The following is a 19783-nucleotide window of genomic DNA, read 5'->3' as shown; positions in this document are numbered from 1 at the left end:
TACTGTGCTTAGAAGTTCACGCCGACGCTGAGCGCAACAAAGTCGCGATCGTCCACAGTGGTGTATTTGCCGTCGAAGAAGTTGGTGTACGCCAGGCTCGCGGTGTAGGTGTTCTGGTACTCGGCATCAACGCCCAGGCTGACCGCTTTGCGACCTTCCTCGAAGTTGCCGCCAGGGCCAGGCGAGTAGCCGCTCACGTCATGGGACCAGGCCACGTTAGGCTTGAGGTTCACGCCGGCGAATACGTCGTTGTATTCCCAGATCGCACGACCGCGGTAGCCCCACGAGGTTGCGGTGGTGAAGCCTTCGTTGGTGCAATTGCGACTGCGGTTGTTCTGCGGCGAACCAGCACCTGCACCGTTGATGGTGCTGGCGTTGAGGATGTTGGCGCAGGTGTCGGTACCGGCTGGGCCAGTCGGTGGCAGCTCACCTGGACCGTAGACCGGATCGCGGCCGTAGCGCACGTCAGAGGAGCTTTCCAGGCCGCCGACGTGAGTCACGCCCACTTCACCTACCAGGGTCAGACGGCTCGCGCCCATCACTTGATCGAAGAAGTGCGTCAGGGTGGTCTGGAACTGGGTGATTTCCTTGCGACGATAACCGTGCAGGTCCTGGCCAGGAACGCCAGTCAGTAGCGAAGCATTGCCCAGGGCGCCGCCCAACGGACGCACACCGGCGAACAGGATGTCGGTGGAGTTGAGCTGCACCGGCGCGTTCGGACGATAGCTGATCTCACCGCTCCACGCCGTACCGGTAGGCAGGGTGGTGGAGAAGCTCAAGCCGTACAGGCGAATGTCTTCCGGGTATTCGATGAAATACTGCGAGTTGCCCGCCACCAGCAAAGGTGCCAGTGCAGCGAATGGACCCGGCAGGCCCGCGGCGGTGTTGTACACCGATTGCGGTGCACCCGTGGCGCTGAAGATCGGCGCACGGCTGTGGTAGTTCATGAAGTAGGCACCGAATTCGGTGTCCAGCGGATCGAACATGTACTTCAGGGACGCGCCCCATTGGCCGCTGTCCCGCGCATCGCGATCGGGGCCGCGACGGACCAGCACACCTTCCTCGTTGACGTCTACGCCAGCGCCAGCCAACGGTCCCAGTGCAATGGCCGGGATGGTCGAGCGTTTGTTCAACACCCGCAGGTTGCTGTCACAGCCATCGGCAACGATGTCCGGCTGGGAGAAGAAGGTGCCGCAGTTGTCGACGACGGTCTGGTCCCATTCCAGCTGGTAGAACGCTTCAGCCGAGAGATTCTCGGTGAGGCTCTGGGAGACGTAGAACATGTTGACCGGGATCAGGCCTTCCTTGATCTCGGCACCCGGACGACGGAATGCGGATACGTCGATCGGGTTGATCGAGTTGATGCCACCGCCGATGAACGTACTTTCGCCCCAGCTCACTACCTGCTTGCCCAGACGCACGGAGCCCGGCTGATCGGCGATGGAGTAGTTGTGGTAGACGAAGGCATCGAGGATCTGGCCGCCGGAGGATTTGGCGCCTTCCTTGCGGTTGTCGTTGCTGACGTTCTTGAATTCAAGGTCTTCGTTTTGCAGTGCGAAGTCGTACCAGTATTTGCCCCGCACGAACACACCGGTGTCGCCGTATTTCAATTCAAGGTCATGGATACCCTTGAAAATCTTCGAGAAGGCCTGGCCGCTCTTGAAGTTCAGGTGACCGTCATCGGAAGTCTGGGACAGCCCTTGGCCGCCGTTGTTGACCCCGATGAGGTTCTTGTTCGGCGACTGGGTGGAAACGCTCATGCCCAGGGAGAGAGAAGAGTCGAACTGACCTTCGATTTCACCAATGTTGAAACTGACGCCGAATGCGGGCCCGGCGAGCGTAGAAGCAAGACTGACCGCCAGAGGCAATTTCGCCCGGCGCCAGAACTGGTTTACTGATGTCATCGACGCTACTCCATGTGCATTATTGTTATGGCAGTGAGTACTTTTAAAAACGTTGTGGCTGACCGGACGCCAGGGCGTTCCGAATTCAATCCAATGTGCATCGCCCCGTTTGTGCGTTTGCGCTCGTTCTTAAAAATCCTTGAGCGGACTATAGCCAGCAGGTAGTAGAGCTTGATCCCTCTAAAGTGTGATTTGCAGCTGCCAGCCACTCTGGAACAGTCCTTTCGCCAGTCCGACAACTGTCGGCACGGGAAGAATGGCTGAAAATTCAGATTTCACAAGCCAAGCGCTTGCTTGGTGGGGCTGGCGTGCCTTTTCGGGCACGCCAGGATCGCTTAAAGCGTCGAGAGGAAGGTGCTGTTGTTGGCCTGCCATTCGGTAATGTCGAGGCGGATTTTTTTCTTGTCCAGCTTGCCGACGCTGGTCTTGGGAATTTCGGTAACAAGAGCAATCTGGCTCGGGATCGCCCACTTGCTAAGGTGCCCCAGTTCCACGAACGGCTTGAGGTGTTCCTTGAGTTCCTTGGCCCCGATTACGTGGCCTTCGCGGATCACCAGCAAGGCGAACGGGCGCTCGCCCCACTGCGGATCGGCGATGCCCACCACTGCTACTTCGCGTACCGCTACATGACGGCTGATCAGGTCTTCGAGGTCCAGGGAGGAAATCCACTCGCCGCCGGTCTTGATCACGTCCTTGATGCGGTCGCGAATATCGATCACGCCCATGGTGTCCAGGGTCGCCACGTCGCCGGTGTGCAACCAGCCGCCCGCCCACAGCTCGGCGCCCTTCTGCGGTTCATTGAAATAGCCTTCAGTGAGCCATGGCGCGCGCAGTACCAGTTCCCCCTGAGTCTCGCCATCGGCCGGCAGGAAATGACCCTCGGCGTCGACGATCGCCGCCTCCACCAGGGGGCCCGGCACACCGGCCTTGATGCGGTAAGTGGTGCGCTCGTCTTCAGTGCCTGCCATCAGCTCGTCGTTGAGGTGCGCACAGGACACCAGCGGGCCGGTTTCCGACATGCCATAGGCTGCGGTCAACTGAATGCCCTTGGCCTTGGCGGCCTCATACAGCGCCCGGTTCAGGGCACTGCCGCCGATGACGATTTTCCAGCCGCCAAAATCGGTGTCCTGCGCGGCCTTGGCATTGAGGACCATCTGCAGGATGGTCGGTACGCAGTGGGAAAAAGTGACCTTCTCCTTGCGCCACAACTCCACCAGAAACTCCGGGTCGTAACGACCGGGGTAAACCTGCTTGAGCCCGAGCATGGTCGCCACGTACGGCAAGCCCCAGGCATGCACGTGGAACATCGGGGTGATCGGCATGTACACATCATTGGTGCCCAGCAGGCGCACGCTGTCGATGGCGCCCATGATGGTCGACACCCCCATGGTGTGCAGCACCAGTTGTCGATGGGTGAAGTACACGCCCTTGGGGTTGCCGGTGGTGCCGGTGGTGTAGAAGGTGGTGGCGACCGAGTTTTCGTCGAAATCCTCGAAATCGTATTGGGCGCTCGCTGCCGCCAGCAGTTGCTCGTACTCCCCCACGAGATTGGGCAGGTCAGCAGTTTTTTCCGGCAGGTCGGTCAGCAGCAGGGTTTTCTCGACGGTGGTCAGGTGCCCGGCGATCGCGTTGTACAGGCCCACGAACTCGCTGTTGACCAGCACGAAGCGGTCTTCAGCGTGGTTCATGGTGTAGAGGATCTGTTCCGGTGACAGACGTACGTTGATGGTGTGGATCACCGCGCCGATCATCGGGATGGCGAACATGCATTCCAGATAGCGATGGCTGTCCCAGTCCATCACCGCCACGGTATCCCCCGGCTTGACGCCGGCGGCGGTCAGTACGTTGGCGAGCCGTGCCACGCGCTCGATCAGGGTCGGGTAGCTGTAGCGCAATTGATCGCGATAGACGATCTCGCGGGTCTTCTCGTAGCGGGCACCCGACATCAGCAGGCGTTTAATCAGCAGCGGGTATTGGTAAGCGCCTTCGGCTGGGGGGATAACGCGAGTCTGCAACATAAGAATCCCTTTTCCTGACTGCACGGTCGTGGCTGAAAGCAGCACTCTAATGCGCCGGCCCGGGCATCAAATCAGCCAAAGGAATGATTTCGTCGGAGGGTCAGATGCTGGCTTTGCGCCATCACCCGCAACCTCTGGCGGCCACGCTTATTGCCTGTGCAGGGCAACTTGTAATGGATGCCAGCAGGGTTTCGTGCGAGCCTATGCACTTTTACCGACACAATGACAGCGATGAATACTGAAGTGACCGACCCTCTGGATTGCTCCAGTAAACAAGCGCCCCTGGTTTCCATTGTGGCGCCTTGTTATAACGCGGAAAAATACCTGGAAGAGGCGATCGCCAGCATCTTCGCCCAGGATTACCCGAATTTTGAAGTCATCATTGTCGACGATGGCTCCAGCGACAACAGCATCGCGATGCTCAGGCAATTGCAGCAAACCCATGACTTCCAGCTGTATACCCAGGCCAACCAGGGCGTCAGCGCGGCCCTCAACCACGGCTTGCGTTATGCCAAGGGCGACTACGTATCCACGCCGGACCTGGACGACATCATGCTGCCGCAGTCCGTGCGCATCCGGGTGGATTACCTGGAACAGCACCCGCAAGTTGGCTGTGTGGGGGCGCTGATCATCTACATGGACAGCGACGGCAATACCATCAAGCAGCAACAACGCGACGAGATCCGCACCTACGACTTCGACAAGGTGCTCAGCGGCGCCGTGGTGATCGGTGCTCCGGTTGCGCTGTATCGCATGAGCGCCATGCGCAGTGCCGGCTTTTATGCGCCAAGCCTGCGGGTCCAGGATTTCCAGATGACCCTGCGCATCGCCCGCCTGGGTTACGAGGTGCATGAGCTGCCGGTGTGCGTGACCCGCTATCGCCGTCACCCCAACAACCTGTCGAGAAAGTACAAGGTGCTGCTACAGGCGGACCTTGAAGCCATCGCGCCGTACCTGGGCCACCCCGCATACCAGAGCGCTCGCACGCAACTGGTGAACAAGGCCCTCAAGTACGCGGTCGTCGAAGACAAGAAGGAAGCCTGGAAACTGTTGCGCTCCATTCCCTGGCGTCACCTGAACCGCACCAGCTTCCGCCGTTTGAAACGCTTGATGCTGCATCGCTGAACGCCCTCCCCGCTTCCAGGCCTGGCCATGAAATTTCTCGAAAAACTCAAACAACGAAAAATCCGCAAGCACCTCAAGCGCCTGGAAAAACTGCAGCGGGCGCCAGAGAAAATTCGCCTGCGCTACCCCCGCTATGAAATAGGCGTGGGGACCTATGGCATTCCCGAGGTCATGGAATTTGGTGACGATACGATCCTGAAGGTCGGCTCCTACACCTCGATAGCCGAAGGCGTGCAGATTCTGCTCGGCGGCGGGCATCGCACCGACTGGGTCAGCACCTACCCGTTCCCGTTGATGATTGACGAAGCCCGGGATATTCCCGGGTGCAGCCCGACCAAGGGTGATGTGGTAATCGGCAGCGACTGCTGGATCTGCGCCAATGTGCTGATCCTGTCGGGCGTCACCATCGGTCATGGCGCGGTAGTCGCCGCGGGGGCCGTGGTCACCCGTGACGTGGAACCCTATGCGATCGTTGGCGGCAACCCCAGCCGGCACATTCGCTGGCGCTTCGAGGAAGACGTGCGCCAGGAACTGTTGGCATCTGCCTGGTGGGACTGGCCGATGGAAGAGGTGAAGACTGCGTCACGGGTGCTGTGCAGCAGTGACATGGACGGGTTTCTGGATTACGTCCGCCAGCGCCAGTCGAATCAACCCGGGTGACGGATTGGCCGCGACAAGATGGCGCGGCGCTCCCCAGTTCCTTCAATGCATTTCGGTAAACGCCAGTTTCACCCCGATGGCAATCAGCACCGCGCCCATCGTCCGATCGAACCAGTGGCCCATGCGCGCAAATCCGGCGCGCACTCGCTGCTGGCTGAACAGCATCGCCACCAGGCAGAACCAGATCGCCGTGGCCACCGCCAAATAGACGCCGTAGCCAGCCTGCACCGACAACGGCGTGTGCGGGTTGATCACCACCGTGAACAGCGACAGGAAGAACAGCGTGGCCTTCGGGTTCAGACCATTGGTCACAAAGCCCGAAGTGAAGGCGCCACGGGCAGTGCGCTCACCGGCTTCCTTGTGCAGGTCGTCGGTCACCGGCTTGGCCGGTTTCGCACGCAGCGCCTTGAATCCGATGTACAGCAGGTACGCGGCAGCGGCCCATTTCAAGGCGTTGAACAGCACGATCGATTGCGACACGATCAGCCCAATGCCCAGCAGCGAATAACCCACATGCAGGAATATCGCCGAGCCAACCCCCAGTGCAGTCCAAGTGCCGGCGCGACGACCGTGGGTCACGCTTTCGCGCACCACCACCGCAAAGTCCGGGCCGGGGCTGGCCACGGCGAGCAGGTGAATGAGGGCAACGGTCAAGAACTCTGTCCAATACATGCGCAAATCCTTAGTGGCAGGCCTGGCGAAATCCAGCGGCGTATAGGCCAGCCCTGCGATGAGTAACTGATTGTTTCATCTGTTAGGCTCGGCAGATTACGCCTTCAGATCAATGCACAAAAGGTACAGTTGATGACGAACACTCACCGCGCAGTTTTCCTCGACCATCCTTCCCTGGACCTGGGCGACCTCGACCTGGCACCGTTGCGCGATTGCTTCAGCGACTTGCAACTGTTCGCCCAGACAACGCCAGACCAGGTGATCGAGCGCCTCAAGGGCGCGACTGTCGCCATCAGCAATAAAACCGTGATCGATGCAGCCGCAATCGCCGCGAGCCCCGGGCTGAAGCTGATCCTGATTGCCGCCACCGGCACCAACAATGTCGATCTGGCGGCCGCGCGCGCCCACGGCATCACCGTGTGCAACTGCCAGGGATACGGCACACCCTCGGTGGCGCAACACACCATCATGTTGCTGCTGAACCTGGCAACGCGCCTGGCCGACTACCAGAAAGCCGTGGACGAAGGACGCTGGCAACAGGCGAAACAGTTCTGCCTGCTGGACTATCCGATCGTCGAACTGGAAGGCAAGACCCTTGGCTTGCTGGGGCATGGCGAACTGGGTGGCGCCGTCGCCCGGCTGGCGCAAGCATTCGGCATGCGCGTGCTGCTGGGCCAGATACCGGGGCGCCCAGCCAGGCCGGATCGACTGCCGCTGGCAGAGCTGCTGCCGCAGATCGACGCCCTGACCCTGCACTGCCCACTGAACGAACACACCCGCCATTTCATTGGAGCCCCGGAGCTGGCCTCGATGAAACCGGGCGCATTTGTAGTGAACACGGCCCGAGGTGGCCTGATTGACGAGCAGGCGCTGGCCGACGCTTTGCGCAACGGCCACCTCGGCGGCGCGGCCACCGACGTGCTCAGCGTAGAGCCACCGACCGCCGGCAATCCACTGCTGGCCGACGACATCCCTCGCCTGATCGTCACCCCGCACAACGCCTGGGGCAGTCGTGAAGCGCGCCAGCGGATCGTCGGCCAACTCACGGAAAATGCGCAGGGATACTTCAGCGGTAAAGCGCTGCGTGTCGTCAGTTGATAGACTGCGGCACTTTTTTCCAGGGAGCAGATTATGGATCCGCGCAGTGAAGTACTGCTTCGTCAGGCCGAGTTATTCCAGGGTTCGGTATTGCTCGCCGGGTTGCCCGCCGATGATCTGCTGGGACGCCTGCCCGATGCCCACGGCTGGTGCTGGCACGCTGGCGATCAAGCAGCCCTCGATGCCCGCTTCGCCGGGCGCAGCCAATTTGGGGTGACCGCGCCAGAGCGCGAGTTCGAAACAGCGGTGGTGTTTCTGCCCAAATCCAAGGACCTCACCGACTACATTCTCAACGCCCTGGCCTCGCGCCTGGCCGGTCGCGAGTTGTACCTGGTGGGCGAGAAGCGCAGCGGCATCGAAGGCGCCGCCAAGCAACTCAACCCTTTTGGCAAACCGCGCAAGCTCGACAGCGCGCGCCACTGCCAGCTGTGGCTGGTCACCGTCGCCGATGCGCCACAGGCCAAATCCCTGGAAAGCCTGGCCCAGACTTATGAGCTGGACCTGTCTGAAGGACCGCTGACCGTCATCAGCCTGCCCGGGGTGTTCAGCCACGGCCGCCTGGATCGCGGCAGTGCGCTGCTGCTCGAGCACCTCGACAAGTTGCCAAGCGGTCATTTGCTGGATTTTGGTTGCGGTGCCGGTGTGCTGGGGGCGGCGGTCAAGCGCCGCTATCCGCACAATCAGGTGACCTTGCTCGACGTGGACGCCTTCGCGGCCGCCAGCAGTCGCCTGACGCTGGCCGCCAACGGCCTTGAAGCAGACGTGATAACCGGTGACGGTATCGACGCGGCACCCATGGGTTTGAGCGCGATTTTAAGCAACCCGCCGTTCCATGTGGGCGTGCATACCGACTACTTCGCCACCGAGAACTTGCTGCGAAAAGCGGCCAAACATCTGAAAAACGGCGGGGAACTGCGCCTGGTTGCCAACAGCTTCCTGAAGTACCAGCCGCTGATCGAAGAGCACCTTGGCGTGTGTGCGATCAAGGCCGAAGGACAGGGCTTCAGGATCTATCGCGCAAAGCGCGGCTGAAATCTTTTCTGCAAAAAGAGACTTGCTCATTCGGATTTGCCTAGGCAGAATCCGCTCCGTCCTAGGGGAGTAGTCTCCCACGAGCGCCACGCTCGTCCGGCATACGTCAACATACTTGGTCCTCAGACCATGGCGTATGCGACCTCGAGGTCCGCACAGACGGACCTCAGGGTTTGACAAGACCTATGACACGAACACCTTACCCGGGGCGGGGAGGCTGTACGTGTCATAGCCGTGTCGACCCGCCCCTTAGGAAAATCCCTGATGCTGGACTCTCTACTCGTTCCAACCGCAATCGTTGCCTTGGCCGAAATCGGTGACAAGACGCAACTGCTCGCCCTCATTCTCGCCGCGCGTTTCCGCAAGCCCTGGCCGATCATCGCCGGCATCGTCGCTGCCACCCTGGCCAACCATGCGGCTGCCGGCGCAGTGGGCGCATGGGTCGGCAGTTTCTTCTCGGATGCGATGCTGCACTGGATCCTGGCCGCGAGCTTCGCCGCCACTGCGCTGTGGACCCTGGTGCCGGACAAGATGGATGACGACGAAGCCAGCACCGCACGCAAGTTCGGGCCGTTCGTGACCACGCTGATCGCGTTCTTCCTCGCTGAGATTGGCGACAAGACCCAGATCGCCACGGTCATACTCGCAGCACAGTACCCGGAATTGTGGCTGGTAATCATTGGTACCACCCTGGGCATGTTGATTGCCAACGTGCCGGTGGTTCTGGCGGGTAACTTTGCCGCGGAAAAACTGCCATTGACCCTGATTCGCCGCCTGGCGGCTTCGGCGTTCTTCATCCTGGCGATCGTTGCGGTGTACAAGGCGATGCAGAGCAGTGGGTGGGTTTGACGCGCTAGGTCTTAGAACGAGTTAACGTTCATCGCGGGCAAGCCCGCTCCCACAGGGTTGGTGGTGATCACAAAATTGTGGCCACCACGGGACCTGTGGGAGCGGGCTTGCCCGCGAAGGCGTCAGCGGCATCACCCCATGATTATCAAGACTTCGGCGCTTTCTCGTAGAGCGGCATCACCTTCGGAATCGCTGCTTCCAGCGAAGCAATCCGGCTGGTCGAAGCCGGGTGAGTGCTCATGAACTCCGGCGGCGAACCTTCCGAGACCTTGCTCATCTTGTTCCACAGGGTAATCGCTGCATTCGGGTTGTAGCCGGCACGGGCGGCCAGCTCCAGGCCGATCAGGTCCGCTTCGTTTTCATTGGAGCGACTGTTAGGCAAGGTCATGCCGTAGTTGGCCACGGTGTCCGCCAGCGCCAGGCTGTCCTGGCCCAGGCCGAACAGCGCACCGGCGCCCTGCTTGGCCATCTCGATACCATAGGCTTTGGACATTGCTTCACGCCCGTGCTCGCGCAGGGCGTGGGCGATTTCATGGCCCATGATCGCCGCGATTTCATCGTCGGTCAGCTTCAACGTGTCGATCAGCCCGGTGTAGAAAATGATCTTGCCGCCCGGCCCGCAGTTGGCGTTGAGTTCGTCGCTCTTGATCAGATTGACTTCCCACTTCCACTGCGCCGAATCAGGACGGAACACCGGCGCCTGGGCGATCAGCCGGCTGGCAATCGCCTGGACGCGCTTGGCATCATTGCTGGTTTTGTCCAGGACGCCCTGGGTGGTCGCTTCACCGACGGTCTTCTGGTAGGACTGGGCATACATCTGGTTGACCTCGTCGGTCGACAGCATGCTGAACATGTACTGCTTGCGCTCAACACCTACCGCGCCACCGCTGGTGGTGTTGACCGACTGACAACCGGCGAGCAGCAGACCTGCGCTCAGTGCACACAAAACCAATGTCTTGTTCATCGAAAAGCTCCTTGAAAACATGCCGGTATCCTAGGCGCGGAATGATATCGGCGCCAGGTACAACAGACATACAGACGCGCATTTGAGGAAAAGATCCGAACCCGAGCAGAAAATTGCCGATGGCGACGCCTACCCCGGCGTCAAACACTCCGGGCCATTGAGCTTTGGATCGTTTATCAGGTTGGCCAGCACCCGCTCGCGCAAGGGCGCAGGTTCGCTCGCCAGCAGGGCCTGCAAGGCATGCAACGGCGTCTCTGGATCGAGCCACGCTTGCTGCCCGGCGGCATCCAGAATCAATGGCCGACGCTGGCTCGCGGCCGGCTGCGTTATCACCGCGGTACTCAACCACACCTGCTCCTGCACCGGATATGCCTCCCAGATTGCCGCGAAAAACAGCGACGCGCCCTCTCCCGGCGTCAGCCAGTACGGACGCTTGCGCGCTGTGCCGCGCCATTCGTAGAACCCGTTGGCCGGCAACAGGCAACGGCGCAGGCGCAGGGCTTCGCGGAACATGGGTTGTTCGGCCACGGTTTCAGCTCGGGCATGCGCGGGCGTGCGGGAAAGATCGGTCAGCCACGGCGGGGTCAGCCCCCAGCGCGCGCGCGCCAACTCGCGCTGGCCATCAGCGCCAGCGCGCAGCATCAGCACCGAATCGGTAGGGGATATGTTCCACTGGGCCTGCTGATCAGCGGGAAAACCAGGCAGGGCCGCAAAGGCGGGGTTCCAGCGAAACAGGGCATAACGTCCACACATGGGGCAGCATAACTCTTGATCAAACGAACGCCAGCCTAACAGACCAGCGTGCCGGGGAAACTCTCCGGTTCATCCCCGGGCAGCGGCAGCGCGGCATTGTAAGCGCTGATCAGCTCACGCGCGTAGGCCGCCTGGTCATTGTCAACCGACAGCCCGAGCAACCCGTAGATGGGCAATTCTCCCGTACCTCCGACCAGGTCCCGCCCCACCAGGTGGGCCTCGATCCCCTCGCTGGCCAGCATGCCTTGCAGCAACTCCCCTTCCATCAGGTTTTCCGGTTCGTAGATCCGCTGCATGTCACGCCCCTTTCACTCGTTTTCGCTATGGACTTCCAGCAACCATTCCTGACCATCGGTCTGCAGTACAAAGGTTATCGGGCGACAACACACCGGACAGTCCTCGATATACGTCTGATCGCCACCGGACAAGTCCAGTACAGCGTCGGCTTGCTCACCACAATATGGACATTCGTAGCGCTCGGTTTCCAGCATCGCGGTCTCCCAGGTGACTTGTGCGTATAATCGCCGGTCTATTTGCAGGGCTATTTTTGTCTGTCTATTTTTCAGACCGTGCCCCGTTGGTTTGATCAAAACCTTTACTTACCCTAGCCGTTTCCAACAAGAGAGCATGATGGGCGAATTCGATACCATCCGACCTTACGACGACAGCGAAGTCCCGGCGGTGCTGGCACGGCTGCTCAGCGACAAGGCGTTGCTAGATATCCTCACCCACTTCCGCTTCCCGCGCTTTGCCGGAGCCCTTGGCTGGGCGCTCAAACCTCTTATAGCTCATCGGTTGCGGCGTGAGTTCGCCGGCGTGAATTCAGTGGCAAGCCTGCAGGATAAAGTCGAAGTTTATGTCGACCACACCATTGAGCGTGCTACCGACGGCGTCACCTACAGCGGCGTCGAGCAATTCAAGTCCGGCAGCGCCTACCTGTTCATCGCCAACCACCGCGATATCGTGATGGACCCGGCCTTCGTCAACTATGCCGTATACCACGCGGGGCTGCCGACCCCACGTATCGCGATTGGCGACAACCTGCTGCAGAAACCCTTCGTCAGCGACCTGATGCGCCTGAACAAGAGCTTCATCGTGCATCGCTCGATCACCGGTCGCCGGGAAAAGATGGCGGCGTACCAGTTGCTCTCGGCGTACATCAATCATTCGATCCGCAACGACTGCGCCTCGATCTGGATCGCCCAGGCTGAAGGTCGGGCCAAGGATGGTGATGACCGGACCGAGTCGGCGATCCTCAAGATGTTTCATATGAGCCGCAAGGACGAGCCGTTCGGCGAGGTCATTCGGTCTCTGAACCTGACTCCGGTATCGATCAGCTACGAATACGATCCCTGCGACCAGGCCAAGGCCCGCGAACTGTACATACGCGCCACCACTGGCACCTACACCAAGGTGCCGGGCGAGGATGATGTCAGCATTGCCAAGGGAATCACCGGCTACAAGGGCCGAGTGCATGTGAACTTTGCGGCGCCCATCACCCAGGTCTTCGACGACACCAAGCAATTGGCGATCGAGATGGACAAGCAGATTCTCGGGGGGTATCGGCTGTTTCCGGTGCATTACCTGGCCTACGCCCAATGGCAGGACGCGGATCCGCAACTGCAGGTGCCAGACGCGGCCAAGGTATTTGCGGCGGATGAGTTGGCCAAGGCTCAGGAGGAGTGGCAGCGGCGCCTGGACGAATGCCCTGCGGACCATCGTCCATACCTCATCCAGCAGTATGCGACGCCGGTGCGTAATCAGTATCGGGTCAAGGCCGGATTGCCCCTATAGGCCGGAGCTGCCGCAGGCTGCGATCTTCTTTTAGAGGTTCAAAACTGCGTGCTGACCCACGACACGACCAGCGCCAGCGCCAGGCACGCAAAACCAAAGCGATAGAAAAACCGGTTCATGCGCAAGGTCGCCCAATCCAGGGTCGGCTCCACGCTTGGCCGGCTCTGGCGCTGGGCCTCGATACTGGCCAGTGCGCGCTGCTCGCGGCGACGGGTGGCATGCAGCAGCCAGCTGCCCGGGAAGGCGAGCAGCAGGGCCAGCAGGTTGATCAACTTGGCGGGATGGGCGATAAACAGCGTCATCAAATGCAGCGACATCACGAACCTCTGGCGAATCGGATATGGCAAGTCGCCAGATCGACGACTGCGGCGCGGATTCTACCGAAAGGCCGCCCACCTGCCCCACCTTTCCGACAAATAACGAAAAACTGAGCAAATGCTGTTCTGTGTCACGGCGACGTCATCTGACTGGGTCAGTCTGGCGCCCCTCGAAACCGACACGGAAAACGTCATGCTGCACGCCGAAAACCAGGATCGCCTCTACCTGATCGCCGCAAGCGAAGAACAGCAGAACCTTGTGGGAAGCCTGTCCTTCAATGTCCAGGACCGCCACTGGCTGGTGTATTGCGCATTGGGCGGGCATCAGCATGAGGACTTGCCGGAGACGGATTTGCTCACGGGGATCAGCGTGCTGGATTTCTATTCCCAGGCGGCCTGACATAAAAATGCCCGGGCCATTTCTGGTCCCGGGCATACTTTTTTCATCTCGCGAACGTTTATTGGCCCAGCACCTGACCCACTGTCGGGTCCTTGAACAGGCGCGTCAACGCATCACTCAACACATCGCTGACCAGCTTGGTGTTGGTTTCCTGATTAGGTGCCATGCCGAAACGCTGGTCCAGGGAGGCGCCGTAGCGACCGCTGTAACGACGATTGGCATTCTGCACATCGGAGCGGAACGTGGCGCCGATGGTAGCCTCGGTCACGTACATGCCTTCCTTGGGCGACTGATACTTGAGCTCGGCCAGGGTCACAGTCAATTGCGGCGCGTTATTGGCGCTGGAAACCGGGGTGAAGCCCAGCAAACGCACGGCTGCTTCAGCCTGGGCCTGCAGCTTCGGCAGGATCTGCGCACTTTGCACGGTGATCGCGCTGGTCTCCGGGTACATGCCACCGCGGGTACCCAGGGTTGGCGAAGGACGGCCATCCACCACCCGCACCACCACCTGCTGGCCATGGCCAACGGGCGCGAGCTGCGTGGTCAGCTTCGGCTCCGGGCTCAGTTGTTGCGGGCTGTGGGCGCAGCCGACGAGGGTCAAACTGGTCACAGCGATCAAACCGAACAACAAGCGTTGCAACATGCTCTTCTCTCCAGAATCAGGCACAAACAAGGTCGCAGTATAGCTGTGCGCCACGACAGGGAACCAGCGCCACAAATAAGGAAAAGCCTGAAGTGCATTTAGGAATTATTGTCTGTCACACACCTGTCATCGCTCATACACCGTCCCGTCACCGCTCAATGCCAACCTTCAGGCAACCTCAGGAGGAATCTTGCCATGCGCTTTCTCATTTCGCTGTTCGCCCCCCGCCCCCTGCACCGCTGTTTTGCTCTGCTCGACCGCCAGGGTCGCTGCCAGGCGTTCAAGCAGTGCAGCCTCCAGCCAATGGGGGACGGCTGGGTCGAAATCGACGAGATCCGCCTCAACTGGTTGCACCAGCCACTGCCTCAAAGTGCCCGGGTGATCCAGCGCCAGCCACGTGCGCGGGCGCCGCGTATGTTGACCACCTGACCGGACGCCGAACAAAAGTCATAAAACACGACCATTTCCCTGCGTTTCTTCGCTACAATCTCCCCCCGATTATAAGGACGTCTCCTGATCGGGCCCCGCAACATTGTCAATGCGCCTGTATTGACCCTCGACATCGCCCACAGAGAGCCGCCCACACAGATCGAGTGAAGCTGGCGTGCTTGCTGTTTCCTGAGCAAAACCCCTACTTTTCGCGAATCTGCAGAGCTGTCGTTACGCTCGGTCACTGAGCTGTTTGCCCGTTTTGCCTGTCATGCACTCCATGAAGGCGATCCATCCGGGCACGGTGCCAGGCTGGGACAGCCCTTTTTGAGGTTCACGTCTTCAAAAGAGCGTGAAAAAAACGGGTTTTCACAACTTCACAAGAGTGTGGCGAGCAAATGAATAGTTTTGCGTCTGAATATGCACCATTAGCGTCTGAAACAGCCCAACGACACAGGACCGAGTACTCCTCGAACACCGGAGCCTGAAGCCTGTCCGCTACGGATTTGGTTGCACAAACGGATGTATCGACCATAAGTCGAATTGCCTCCCGCGCGCTGAAATGAGTTCATGTAGCTCATAGGCCCGGCCGGTAGCGTCCGTCGAAGTTGCGATAAATTGCGAAGATTCGGACATGGAGATCCTGGCCATGAGTACCTGGGGCATCACTGACACGCCCCGGAACACCTGGCAGCCATGCCGACAATTTGGTGCTGCAGATTTTGGAGACGCGTTAAATGGCGCATAACGAAGCAGTCGACGTAGTACTGGTAGGGGCCGGCATCATGAGTGCCACCCTGGCCGTACTGCTCAAAGAGCTCGACCCTGCGATCAAGCTGGAAGTCGTCGAGCTGATGGATTCCGGTGCCGCGGAGAGTTCCAACCCGTGGAACAACGCCGGTACCGGTCATGCCGGGCTGTGTGAGCTTAATTACACGCCGCAGGCCGCCGACGGCACCGTCGACATCAAGAAAGCCGTGCACATCAATACCCAGTTCGAGGTGTCGAAGCAGTTCTGGTCCTACCTGACCCGCAAAGGCACGTTCGGCTCGTGCAAATCGTTCATCAGCCCGGTCCCTCACCTGAGCTTCGTGCAGGGTGACAGCGGCGTGTCTTTCCTCAAGGAACGTTTCAATATCCTGAGTAAGCACCACGCGTTCTCGGACATGGAATACACCGAAGACAAGGCCACCATGGCCGAGTGGATGCCGCTGATGATGCCCGGCCGTCCAGCCGGCGAAGTGCTTGCCGCCACTCGCGTGATGAATGGTACCGACGTCAACTTCGGCGCCCTGACCAATCAATTGCTCAAGCACCTGACCAGCGCCCCCGATGCCCAGGTCAAGTACTGCAAGCGCGTTACCGGTCTCAAGCGTAATAACGGCGGCTGGACCGTCAGCATCAAGGACGTCAACAGCGGCAGCACCCGTGAAGTCGACGCCAAATTCGTCTTCCTCGGCGCGGGCGGCGCGGCCCTGCCGTTGCTGCAGGCGTCCGGTATCGAGGAAAGCAAAGGCTTCGGCGGCTTCCCGATCAGCGGCCAGTGGCTGCGTTGCGACAACCCGGAAGTGGTCAAGCACCACCAGGCCAAGGTCTACAGCCAGGCTGCCGTGGGTTCGCCGCCAATGTCCGTGCCGCACCTGGACACTCGCGTGGTCGACGGCAAGAAGTCGCTGCTGTTCGGACCTTACGCCGGTTTCACCACCAAGTTCCTCAAGCACGGCTCCTTCATGGACCTGCCGCTGTCGGTTCGCGCCGGCAACATCGGCCCGATGCTGGCCGTGGCGAAGAACAACATGGACCTGACCAAATACCTGGTCAGCGAAGTGATGCAATCGATGGAACAGCGCCTGGAATCCCTGCGCCGCTTCTACCCTGAAGCGAAAGCCGAAGACTGGCGCCTGGAAGTGGCCGGCCAACGGGTGCAGATCATCAAGAAGGACCCGAAAAAAGGCGGCGTCCTGCAGTTCGGTACCGAGCTGGTTGCGGCCAGGGACGGTTCCCTGGCAGCACTGCTGGGTGCTTCGCCGGGCGCATCGGTGACTGTTTCGATCATGCTCGAGCTGATCGAGAAGTGCTTCCCGAACAAGGCGTCCGGTGAATGGGCGGCCAAGCTGGCGGAAATTTTCCCGGCTCGGGAAAAGGTTCTGGAAACCGACGCGGCGCTGTATCGCAAGATCAATGCGCACAACAACGTTGCGCTGGAACTGGTTGAAGCCAGTAACGAGACCGAAAGCTACGCTTGATTCGGCCTCACAAAAAAACGCCCCATTGGGGCGTTTTTTGTTGGTAAAGATCTTAACCGCGAGCTTTTTTGATCAGCTCGATGTATTCGGCCGCGTTGCGCTGATCCTTGATCACCGCAACGAAGTCATTGCCCTGCTCATCCTTGCCATCGAGGTCATGCCCGGCCTCGACGAAAAACGTCAGGAATCGCTCGAAATCATCGATGCGCAAGCCGCGGTAGGCCTTGATCAGTTTGTGCAGCGACGGCGAAGTGGCGTCGACCGGCTCGAAATCGAGGAACAACTTGATCTGCTCATCGCCGATCTCGTCACCAATCACTTGCTTCTTATCTTTACGCATTGCCGACTCCAGCTCGCAGACATTTCACGGGGCGGGCAGTTTACCCCTCACTTGGCGCCGTACTCAACGCGGACGAACGCTGCCCGTGTGCAGGTCGGCCCAAACGTGGCCGTTGGCGTAGCTGAGGAACTGGCAATACACGGTGTCGTTGCGCAACAAGTCGATCACCACCCGGTATTGCGCCATTGGGTAGAAAAGCGTCAGGGTCTTGCTTGAGCTGTCGTAGGTCGGCTTCTTCAGGCTTTTGCTTTCGCCGTCGAAATTGACCAGCACCTGATTGATGGTCGCACCTTTGTTCAGGGACTTGCCCTTGAGGCGGATCATCAGCGGCGAGGTGACGGGAATGGGCTGCTGGTTCGACTGGCGCTGGCTGCCCACCACCACCGAGTACTCGGTGACCTGGAGCAATTGCTGTTGCTCAGGTTCGGCGTCACGCACGTTCAGGTCATCGGGGGGCAGGAACTGCGAGTGCATCGGAGCAGGCGCTGCCGCCAGGGGCAGGCTTGCGGTCAGTAACAGGACGGCGCAGCTGCGAATCAAAAGGCTCATGACGGGCTCCGAAGAAGAGGCCAGCACTTTAGCATGCGCCAACATCATTCATTGTGGGAGCGAGCCTGCTCGCGATAGCGTCAGGCCAGGCGACATCTTCGCGGCTGACACACCGCTATCGCGAGCAGGCTCGCTCCCACAGGGATCGAAGATCAATCGAACTGCGCGCGCATCCAGGCGTGGTATTCGGCCACACCGGGCTCGCCTTCGCGGGGAGCCCAATCCGGGAGTTCGCCTTCACCTACCGGGCGATACGGGCCGGCCTTGCACTCGAACATCAGGCTGTCGGCTTCCAGCACCACCAGGCCATGAAACACGCCCGTGGGCAGGTCAACGCCAATGCTGTCGCCACCCGCCTGGAGGATACGCTTGCTCACCACCGCTCCGGACTCATCAAAGATCAACAGCCCGAGACGCCCCTTGAGTACCAGCAGGGTTTCCGCCTTGTTGTCACCCAAATGCCGGTGAGGCGGAATGTATGTGCTCGGCTGCAGACCTACCGCCATGCGGTGGCAGGCATCTTCCATCTGATGAAAGTTATGATGCTGGCGCCCGCGCGGATTCGCCGCCGCTTTCTCGGCCAGTTCAGCGAACAGCGTGTTATCAAGAAAGCTCGGCGTGGTCATTGCTTACATCCCCTTGACGGCAAAAATCCCATTGGCGTTGCGCCAGTAACCCTTGTAGTCCATGCCGTAACCGAAGATGTAGCGGTCGATGCACGGCAGGCCGACGAAATCGGCCTTGAGGTCCGGGCGGGCCTTGCGGTCGTGGTCCTTGTCGATCAGCACGGCGGTGTGCACCTTGCGCGCACCGGCGTGCTTGCAGAAGTCGATGATCGCTCCCAGGGTATGACCTTCATCGAGGATGTCGTCGATGATCAGCACGTCACGGTCGATGAACGACACTTCCGGCTTGGCTTTCCAGAACAGATCGCCGCCGCTGGTTTCGTTGCGATAACGGGTGGCGTGCAGGTAGGACGCTTCCAGCGGGAACTGCAAGTGAGTGAGCAGCTTGCCGGCGAAAATCAGGCCGCCGTTCATCACGCAAAACACCACCGGATTGCTCTCAGCCAGTTGCTCATTGATGTGCGCACCGACGCGGGCGATGGCCGCCTCGACTTCAGCTTCGGTGTACAGGCAGTCAGCCTCTCGCATGATTTGACGGATATGCTCGAGATCAGCGGACATGGCGCTCTCCAAGGGTGGCGGATTCGGGAAAAGCGGGCAAAGGTACGCATCAAGCCAGGCCAGATCAAGCGTTTGTGGACTAACGTACTCTATGTCTATAGGACAACACCCTCGGATAGATTAATCTAAGCCGGTTTTTTTGCCCGCCGCCGGAGCTTTTCCCATGCCCATCCTCGAGATCCGCCATCCGCTGATCCGTCATAAACTCGGCCTGATGCGCCGTGCAGACATCAGCACCAAGAACTTTCGCGAGCTCGCTCAGGAAGTCGGTGCCCTGCTGACCTATGAAGCCACCAAAGACCTGCCCCTGGAAGCCTACGACATTGAAGGCTGGTGCGGCACCGTGTCGGTCGAGAAAATCGCCGGCAAGAAAATCACCGTGGTACCGATCCTGCGCGCCGGCATCGGTATGCTCGAAGGCGTACTCAGCCTGATCCCGGGCGCCAAGGTCAGCGCCGTGGGCGTGGCCCGCAACGAACAGACGTTGCAGGCTCACACCTACCTGGAAAAACTGGTTCCGGAGATCAACGAGCGTCTGGCGATGATCATCGACCCGATGCTGGCCACCGGCAGTTCCATGGTTGCGACCATCGACCTGCTGAAGAAAGCCGGTTGCCGCGACATTCGCGCCATGGTGCTGGTTGCGGCGCCCGAAGGCATTGCCGCTGTGGAAAAGGCTCACCCGGACGTGACCATCTACACCGCTTCGATCGACGAAAGACTGAACGAACACGGCTACATCATCCCGGGCCTGGGCGATGCCGGTGACAAGATCTTTGGCACCAAGCAGAAGGACGCTTGAG

The 19783-nt window shown here is 60.1% G+C and carries 23 protein-coding genes and 1 riboswitch; of the genes, 10 read left to right on the top strand and 13 right to left on the bottom strand.

Features of this window, described 5'->3' with window-relative positions:
- Positions 1–8: 8 nt before the first annotated feature.
- Both UB23_RS10540 and UB23_RS10535 read right to left on the bottom strand, forming a co-directional pair.
- Entirely contained in the window at positions 9–1904 is a 1896-nt protein-coding gene (locus UB23_RS10540; RefSeq protein WP_045059261.1) for a DUF1302 domain-containing protein, read from the bottom strand.
- A gap of 335 nt (positions 1905–2239) precedes the next feature.
- Positions 2240–3922, bottom strand: coding sequence for a fatty acid--CoA ligase (locus UB23_RS10535; RefSeq protein ID WP_045059260.1), 1683 nt, complete (start codon positions 3920–3922; stop codon positions 2240–2242).
- A 231-nt stretch (positions 3923–4153) separates the two neighbouring features.
- On the opposite strand from UB23_RS10535, the gene UB23_RS10530 reads away from it, so the two are divergent.
- Positions 4154–5047, top strand: coding sequence for a glycosyltransferase family 2 protein (locus UB23_RS10530; RefSeq protein ID WP_045059259.1), 894 nt, complete (start codon positions 4154–4156; stop codon positions 5045–5047).
- 27 nt (positions 5048–5074) lie between these two features.
- Positions 5075–5707 (top strand): CatB-related O-acetyltransferase, encoded by a 633-nt coding sequence (locus UB23_RS10525; protein WP_045059258.1) that lies wholly within the window; start codon positions 5075–5077, stop codon positions 5705–5707.
- Between the two features lie 42 nt (positions 5708–5749).
- On the opposite strand, the gene UB23_RS10520 is transcribed toward UB23_RS10525, so the two are convergent.
- Positions 5750–6379, bottom strand: coding sequence for a LysE family translocator (locus UB23_RS10520; protein WP_045059257.1), 630 nt, complete (start codon positions 6377–6379; stop codon positions 5750–5752).
- A gap of 132 nt (positions 6380–6511) precedes the next feature.
- Between UB23_RS10520 and UB23_RS10515 the strand changes: the two genes are divergently transcribed.
- From UB23_RS10515 to UB23_RS10505, 3 genes are all read left to right on the top strand, one after another.
- A complete protein-coding gene (locus UB23_RS10515) occupies positions 6512–7477 on the top strand; it encodes a 2-hydroxyacid dehydrogenase (RefSeq protein WP_045059256.1) in 966 nt (321 codons plus the stop codon).
- Positions 7478–7510: 33 nt separating this feature from the next.
- Positions 7511–8509: a class I SAM-dependent methyltransferase gene (locus UB23_RS10510; RefSeq protein WP_045059255.1), complete on the top strand. Its 999-nt coding sequence runs from the start codon at positions 7511–7513 to the stop codon at positions 8507–8509.
- 51 nt (positions 8510–8560) lie between these two features.
- Positions 8561–8662, top strand: a riboswitch (yybP-ykoY riboswitch).
- 111 nt (positions 8663–8773) lie between these two features.
- A complete protein-coding gene (locus tag UB23_RS10505) occupies positions 8774–9358 on the top strand; it encodes a TMEM165/GDT1 family protein (RefSeq protein ID WP_045059254.1) in 585 nt (194 codons plus the stop codon).
- 145 nt (positions 9359–9503) lie between these two features.
- Here UB23_RS10505 and UB23_RS10500 read toward each other — a convergent pair whose 3' ends face one another.
- The 4 genes from UB23_RS10500 to UB23_RS10485 form a co-directional block, all read right to left on the bottom strand.
- Positions 9504–10322 (bottom strand): M48 family metallopeptidase, encoded by an 819-nt coding sequence (locus tag UB23_RS10500; RefSeq protein ID WP_045059253.1) that lies wholly within the window; start codon positions 10320–10322, stop codon positions 9504–9506.
- Positions 10323–10451: 129 nt separating this feature from the next.
- The gene (locus tag UB23_RS10495) at positions 10452–11075 is read right to left on the bottom strand and encodes an SOS response-associated peptidase (protein WP_045059252.1); all 624 of its coding nucleotides are present in this window, start codon (positions 11073–11075) and stop codon (positions 10452–10454) included.
- Positions 11076–11110: 35 nt separating this feature from the next.
- Positions 11111–11371: a putative signal transducing protein gene (locus tag UB23_RS10490; RefSeq protein WP_045059251.1), complete on the bottom strand. Its 261-nt coding sequence runs from the start codon at positions 11369–11371 to the stop codon at positions 11111–11113.
- Positions 11372–11383: 12 nt separating this feature from the next.
- Complete coding sequence (locus UB23_RS10485) at positions 11384–11566, bottom strand: CPXCG motif-containing cysteine-rich protein (RefSeq protein ID WP_045059250.1); 183 nt, start codon at positions 11564–11566, stop codon at positions 11384–11386.
- 139 nt (positions 11567–11705) lie between these two features.
- Here UB23_RS10485 and UB23_RS10480 point away from each other — a divergent pair, with 139 nt between their 5' ends.
- Positions 11706–12869, top strand: coding sequence for a 1-acyl-sn-glycerol-3-phosphate acyltransferase (locus UB23_RS10480; protein ID WP_177328541.1), 1164 nt, complete (start codon positions 11706–11708; stop codon positions 12867–12869).
- Positions 12870–12907: 38 nt separating this feature from the next.
- Here the strand turns inward: UB23_RS10480 and UB23_RS10475 are convergent, their stop codons facing one another.
- On the bottom strand, positions 12908–13186 hold the full coding sequence (locus tag UB23_RS10475) for a hypothetical protein (RefSeq protein ID WP_045059248.1): 279 nt from the start codon (positions 13184–13186) through the stop codon (positions 12908–12910).
- A gap of 193 nt (positions 13187–13379) precedes the next feature.
- On the opposite strand from UB23_RS10475, the gene UB23_RS10470 reads away from it, so the two are divergent.
- Complete coding sequence (locus tag UB23_RS10470; protein ID WP_045059309.1) at positions 13380–13586, top strand: hypothetical protein; 207 nt, start codon at positions 13380–13382, stop codon at positions 13584–13586.
- Positions 13587–13644: 58 nt separating this feature from the next.
- Here UB23_RS10470 and UB23_RS10465 read toward each other — a convergent pair whose 3' ends face one another.
- Positions 13645–14229: a YajG family lipoprotein gene (locus UB23_RS10465; protein ID WP_045059247.1), complete on the bottom strand. Its 585-nt coding sequence runs from the start codon at positions 14227–14229 to the stop codon at positions 13645–13647.
- Positions 14230–14424: 195 nt separating this feature from the next.
- Between UB23_RS10465 and UB23_RS10460 the strand changes: the two genes are divergently transcribed.
- Positions 14425–14658 (top strand): hypothetical protein, encoded by a 234-nt coding sequence (locus UB23_RS10460; protein WP_045059246.1) that lies wholly within the window; start codon positions 14425–14427, stop codon positions 14656–14658.
- Positions 14659–15395: 737 nt separating this feature from the next.
- Entirely contained in the window at positions 15396–16904 is a 1509-nt protein-coding gene (mqo, locus tag UB23_RS10455; RefSeq protein ID WP_045059245.1) for a malate dehydrogenase (quinone), read from the top strand.
- A 52-nt stretch (positions 16905–16956) separates the two neighbouring features.
- Here the strand turns inward: mqo and UB23_RS10450 are convergent, their stop codons facing one another.
- From UB23_RS10450 to UB23_RS10435, 4 genes are all read right to left on the bottom strand, one after another.
- Positions 16957–17244 (bottom strand): PA4642 family protein, encoded by a 288-nt coding sequence (locus tag UB23_RS10450; RefSeq protein WP_045059244.1) that lies wholly within the window; start codon positions 17242–17244, stop codon positions 16957–16959.
- Positions 17245–17307: 63 nt separating this feature from the next.
- Complete coding sequence (locus UB23_RS10445) at positions 17308–17793, bottom strand: hypothetical protein (protein WP_045059243.1); 486 nt, start codon at positions 17791–17793, stop codon at positions 17308–17310.
- Between the two features lie 152 nt (positions 17794–17945).
- Entirely contained in the window at positions 17946–18419 is a 474-nt protein-coding gene (locus UB23_RS10440; protein ID WP_045059242.1) for a WbuC family cupin fold metalloprotein, read from the bottom strand.
- Positions 18420–18422: 3 nt separating this feature from the next.
- Complete coding sequence (locus tag UB23_RS10435; RefSeq protein WP_007905841.1) at positions 18423–18980, bottom strand: hypoxanthine-guanine phosphoribosyltransferase; 558 nt, start codon at positions 18978–18980, stop codon at positions 18423–18425.
- A 163-nt stretch (positions 18981–19143) separates the two neighbouring features.
- On the opposite strand from UB23_RS10435, the gene upp reads away from it, so the two are divergent.
- On the top strand, positions 19144–19782 hold the full coding sequence (upp, locus tag UB23_RS10430; protein WP_045059241.1) for a uracil phosphoribosyltransferase: 639 nt from the start codon (positions 19144–19146) through the stop codon (positions 19780–19782).
- Position 19783: the final 1 nt, after the last annotated feature.

The sequence above is a fragment of the Pseudomonas sp. ES3-33 genome (genome assembly GCF_000952175.1).
GTDB classification, from domain to species: Bacteria; Pseudomonadota; Gammaproteobacteria; order Pseudomonadales; family Pseudomonadaceae; genus Aquipseudomonas; species Aquipseudomonas gregormendelii.
Note: the sequence above shows the minus strand (reverse complement) of the source record. Positions and strands in the feature narration are given on the sequence as shown.

Coding starts and splice junctions, on each gene's coding strand:
- UB23_RS10540 (WP_045059261.1), bottom strand. CDS start 1,904: ATGACATCAGTAAACCAGTTCTGGCGCCGGGCGAAATTGCCTCTGGCG.
- UB23_RS10535 (WP_045059260.1), bottom strand. CDS start 3,922: ATGTTGCAGACTCGCGTTATCCCCCCAGCCGAAGGCGCTTACCAATAC.
- UB23_RS10530 (WP_045059259.1), top strand. CDS start 4,154: ATGAATACTGAAGTGACCGACCCTCTGGATTGCTCCAGTAAACAAGCG.
- UB23_RS10525 (WP_045059258.1), top strand. CDS start 5,075: ATGAAATTTCTCGAAAAACTCAAACAACGAAAAATCCGCAAGCACCTC.
- UB23_RS10520 (WP_045059257.1), bottom strand. CDS start 6,379: ATGTATTGGACAGAGTTCTTGACCGTTGCCCTCATTCACCTGCTCGCC.
- UB23_RS10515 (WP_045059256.1), top strand. CDS start 6,512: ATGACGAACACTCACCGCGCAGTTTTCCTCGACCATCCTTCCCTGGAC.
- UB23_RS10510 (WP_045059255.1), top strand. CDS start 7,511: ATGGATCCGCGCAGTGAAGTACTGCTTCGTCAGGCCGAGTTATTCCAG.
- UB23_RS10505 (WP_045059254.1), top strand. CDS start 8,774: ATGCTGGACTCTCTACTCGTTCCAACCGCAATCGTTGCCTTGGCCGAA.
- UB23_RS10500 (WP_045059253.1), bottom strand. CDS start 10,322: ATGAACAAGACATTGGTTTTGTGTGCACTGAGCGCAGGTCTGCTGCTC.
- UB23_RS10495 (WP_045059252.1), bottom strand. CDS start 11,075: ATGTGTGGACGTTATGCCCTGTTTCGCTGGAACCCCGCCTTTGCGGCC.
- UB23_RS10490 (WP_045059251.1), bottom strand. CDS start 11,371: ATGCAGCGGATCTACGAACCGGAAAACCTGATGGAAGGGGAGTTGCTG.
- UB23_RS10485 (WP_045059250.1), bottom strand. CDS start 11,566: ATGCTGGAAACCGAGCGCTACGAATGTCCATATTGTGGTGAGCAAGCC.
- UB23_RS10480 (WP_177328541.1), top strand. CDS start 11,706: ATGGGCGAATTCGATACCATCCGACCTTACGACGACAGCGAAGTCCCG.
- UB23_RS10475 (WP_045059248.1), bottom strand. CDS start 13,186: ATGTCGCTGCATTTGATGACGCTGTTTATCGCCCATCCCGCCAAGTTG.
- UB23_RS10470 (WP_045059309.1), top strand. CDS start 13,380: ATGCTGCACGCCGAAAACCAGGATCGCCTCTACCTGATCGCCGCAAGC.
- UB23_RS10465 (WP_045059247.1), bottom strand. CDS start 14,229: ATGTTGCAACGCTTGTTGTTCGGTTTGATCGCTGTGACCAGTTTGACC.
- UB23_RS10460 (WP_045059246.1), top strand. CDS start 14,425: ATGCGCTTTCTCATTTCGCTGTTCGCCCCCCGCCCCCTGCACCGCTGT.
- mqo (WP_045059245.1), top strand. CDS start 15,396: ATGGCGCATAACGAAGCAGTCGACGTAGTACTGGTAGGGGCCGGCATC.
- UB23_RS10450 (WP_045059244.1), bottom strand. CDS start 17,244: ATGCGTAAAGATAAGAAGCAAGTGATTGGTGACGAGATCGGCGATGAG.
- UB23_RS10445 (WP_045059243.1), bottom strand. CDS start 17,793: ATGAGCCTTTTGATTCGCAGCTGCGCCGTCCTGTTACTGACCGCAAGC.
- UB23_RS10440 (WP_045059242.1), bottom strand. CDS start 18,419: ATGACCACGCCGAGCTTTCTTGATAACACGCTGTTCGCTGAACTGGCC.
- UB23_RS10435 (WP_007905841.1), bottom strand. CDS start 18,980: ATGTCCGCTGATCTCGAGCATATCCGTCAAATCATGCGAGAGGCTGAC.
- upp (WP_045059241.1), top strand. CDS start 19,144: ATGCCCATCCTCGAGATCCGCCATCCGCTGATCCGTCATAAACTCGGC.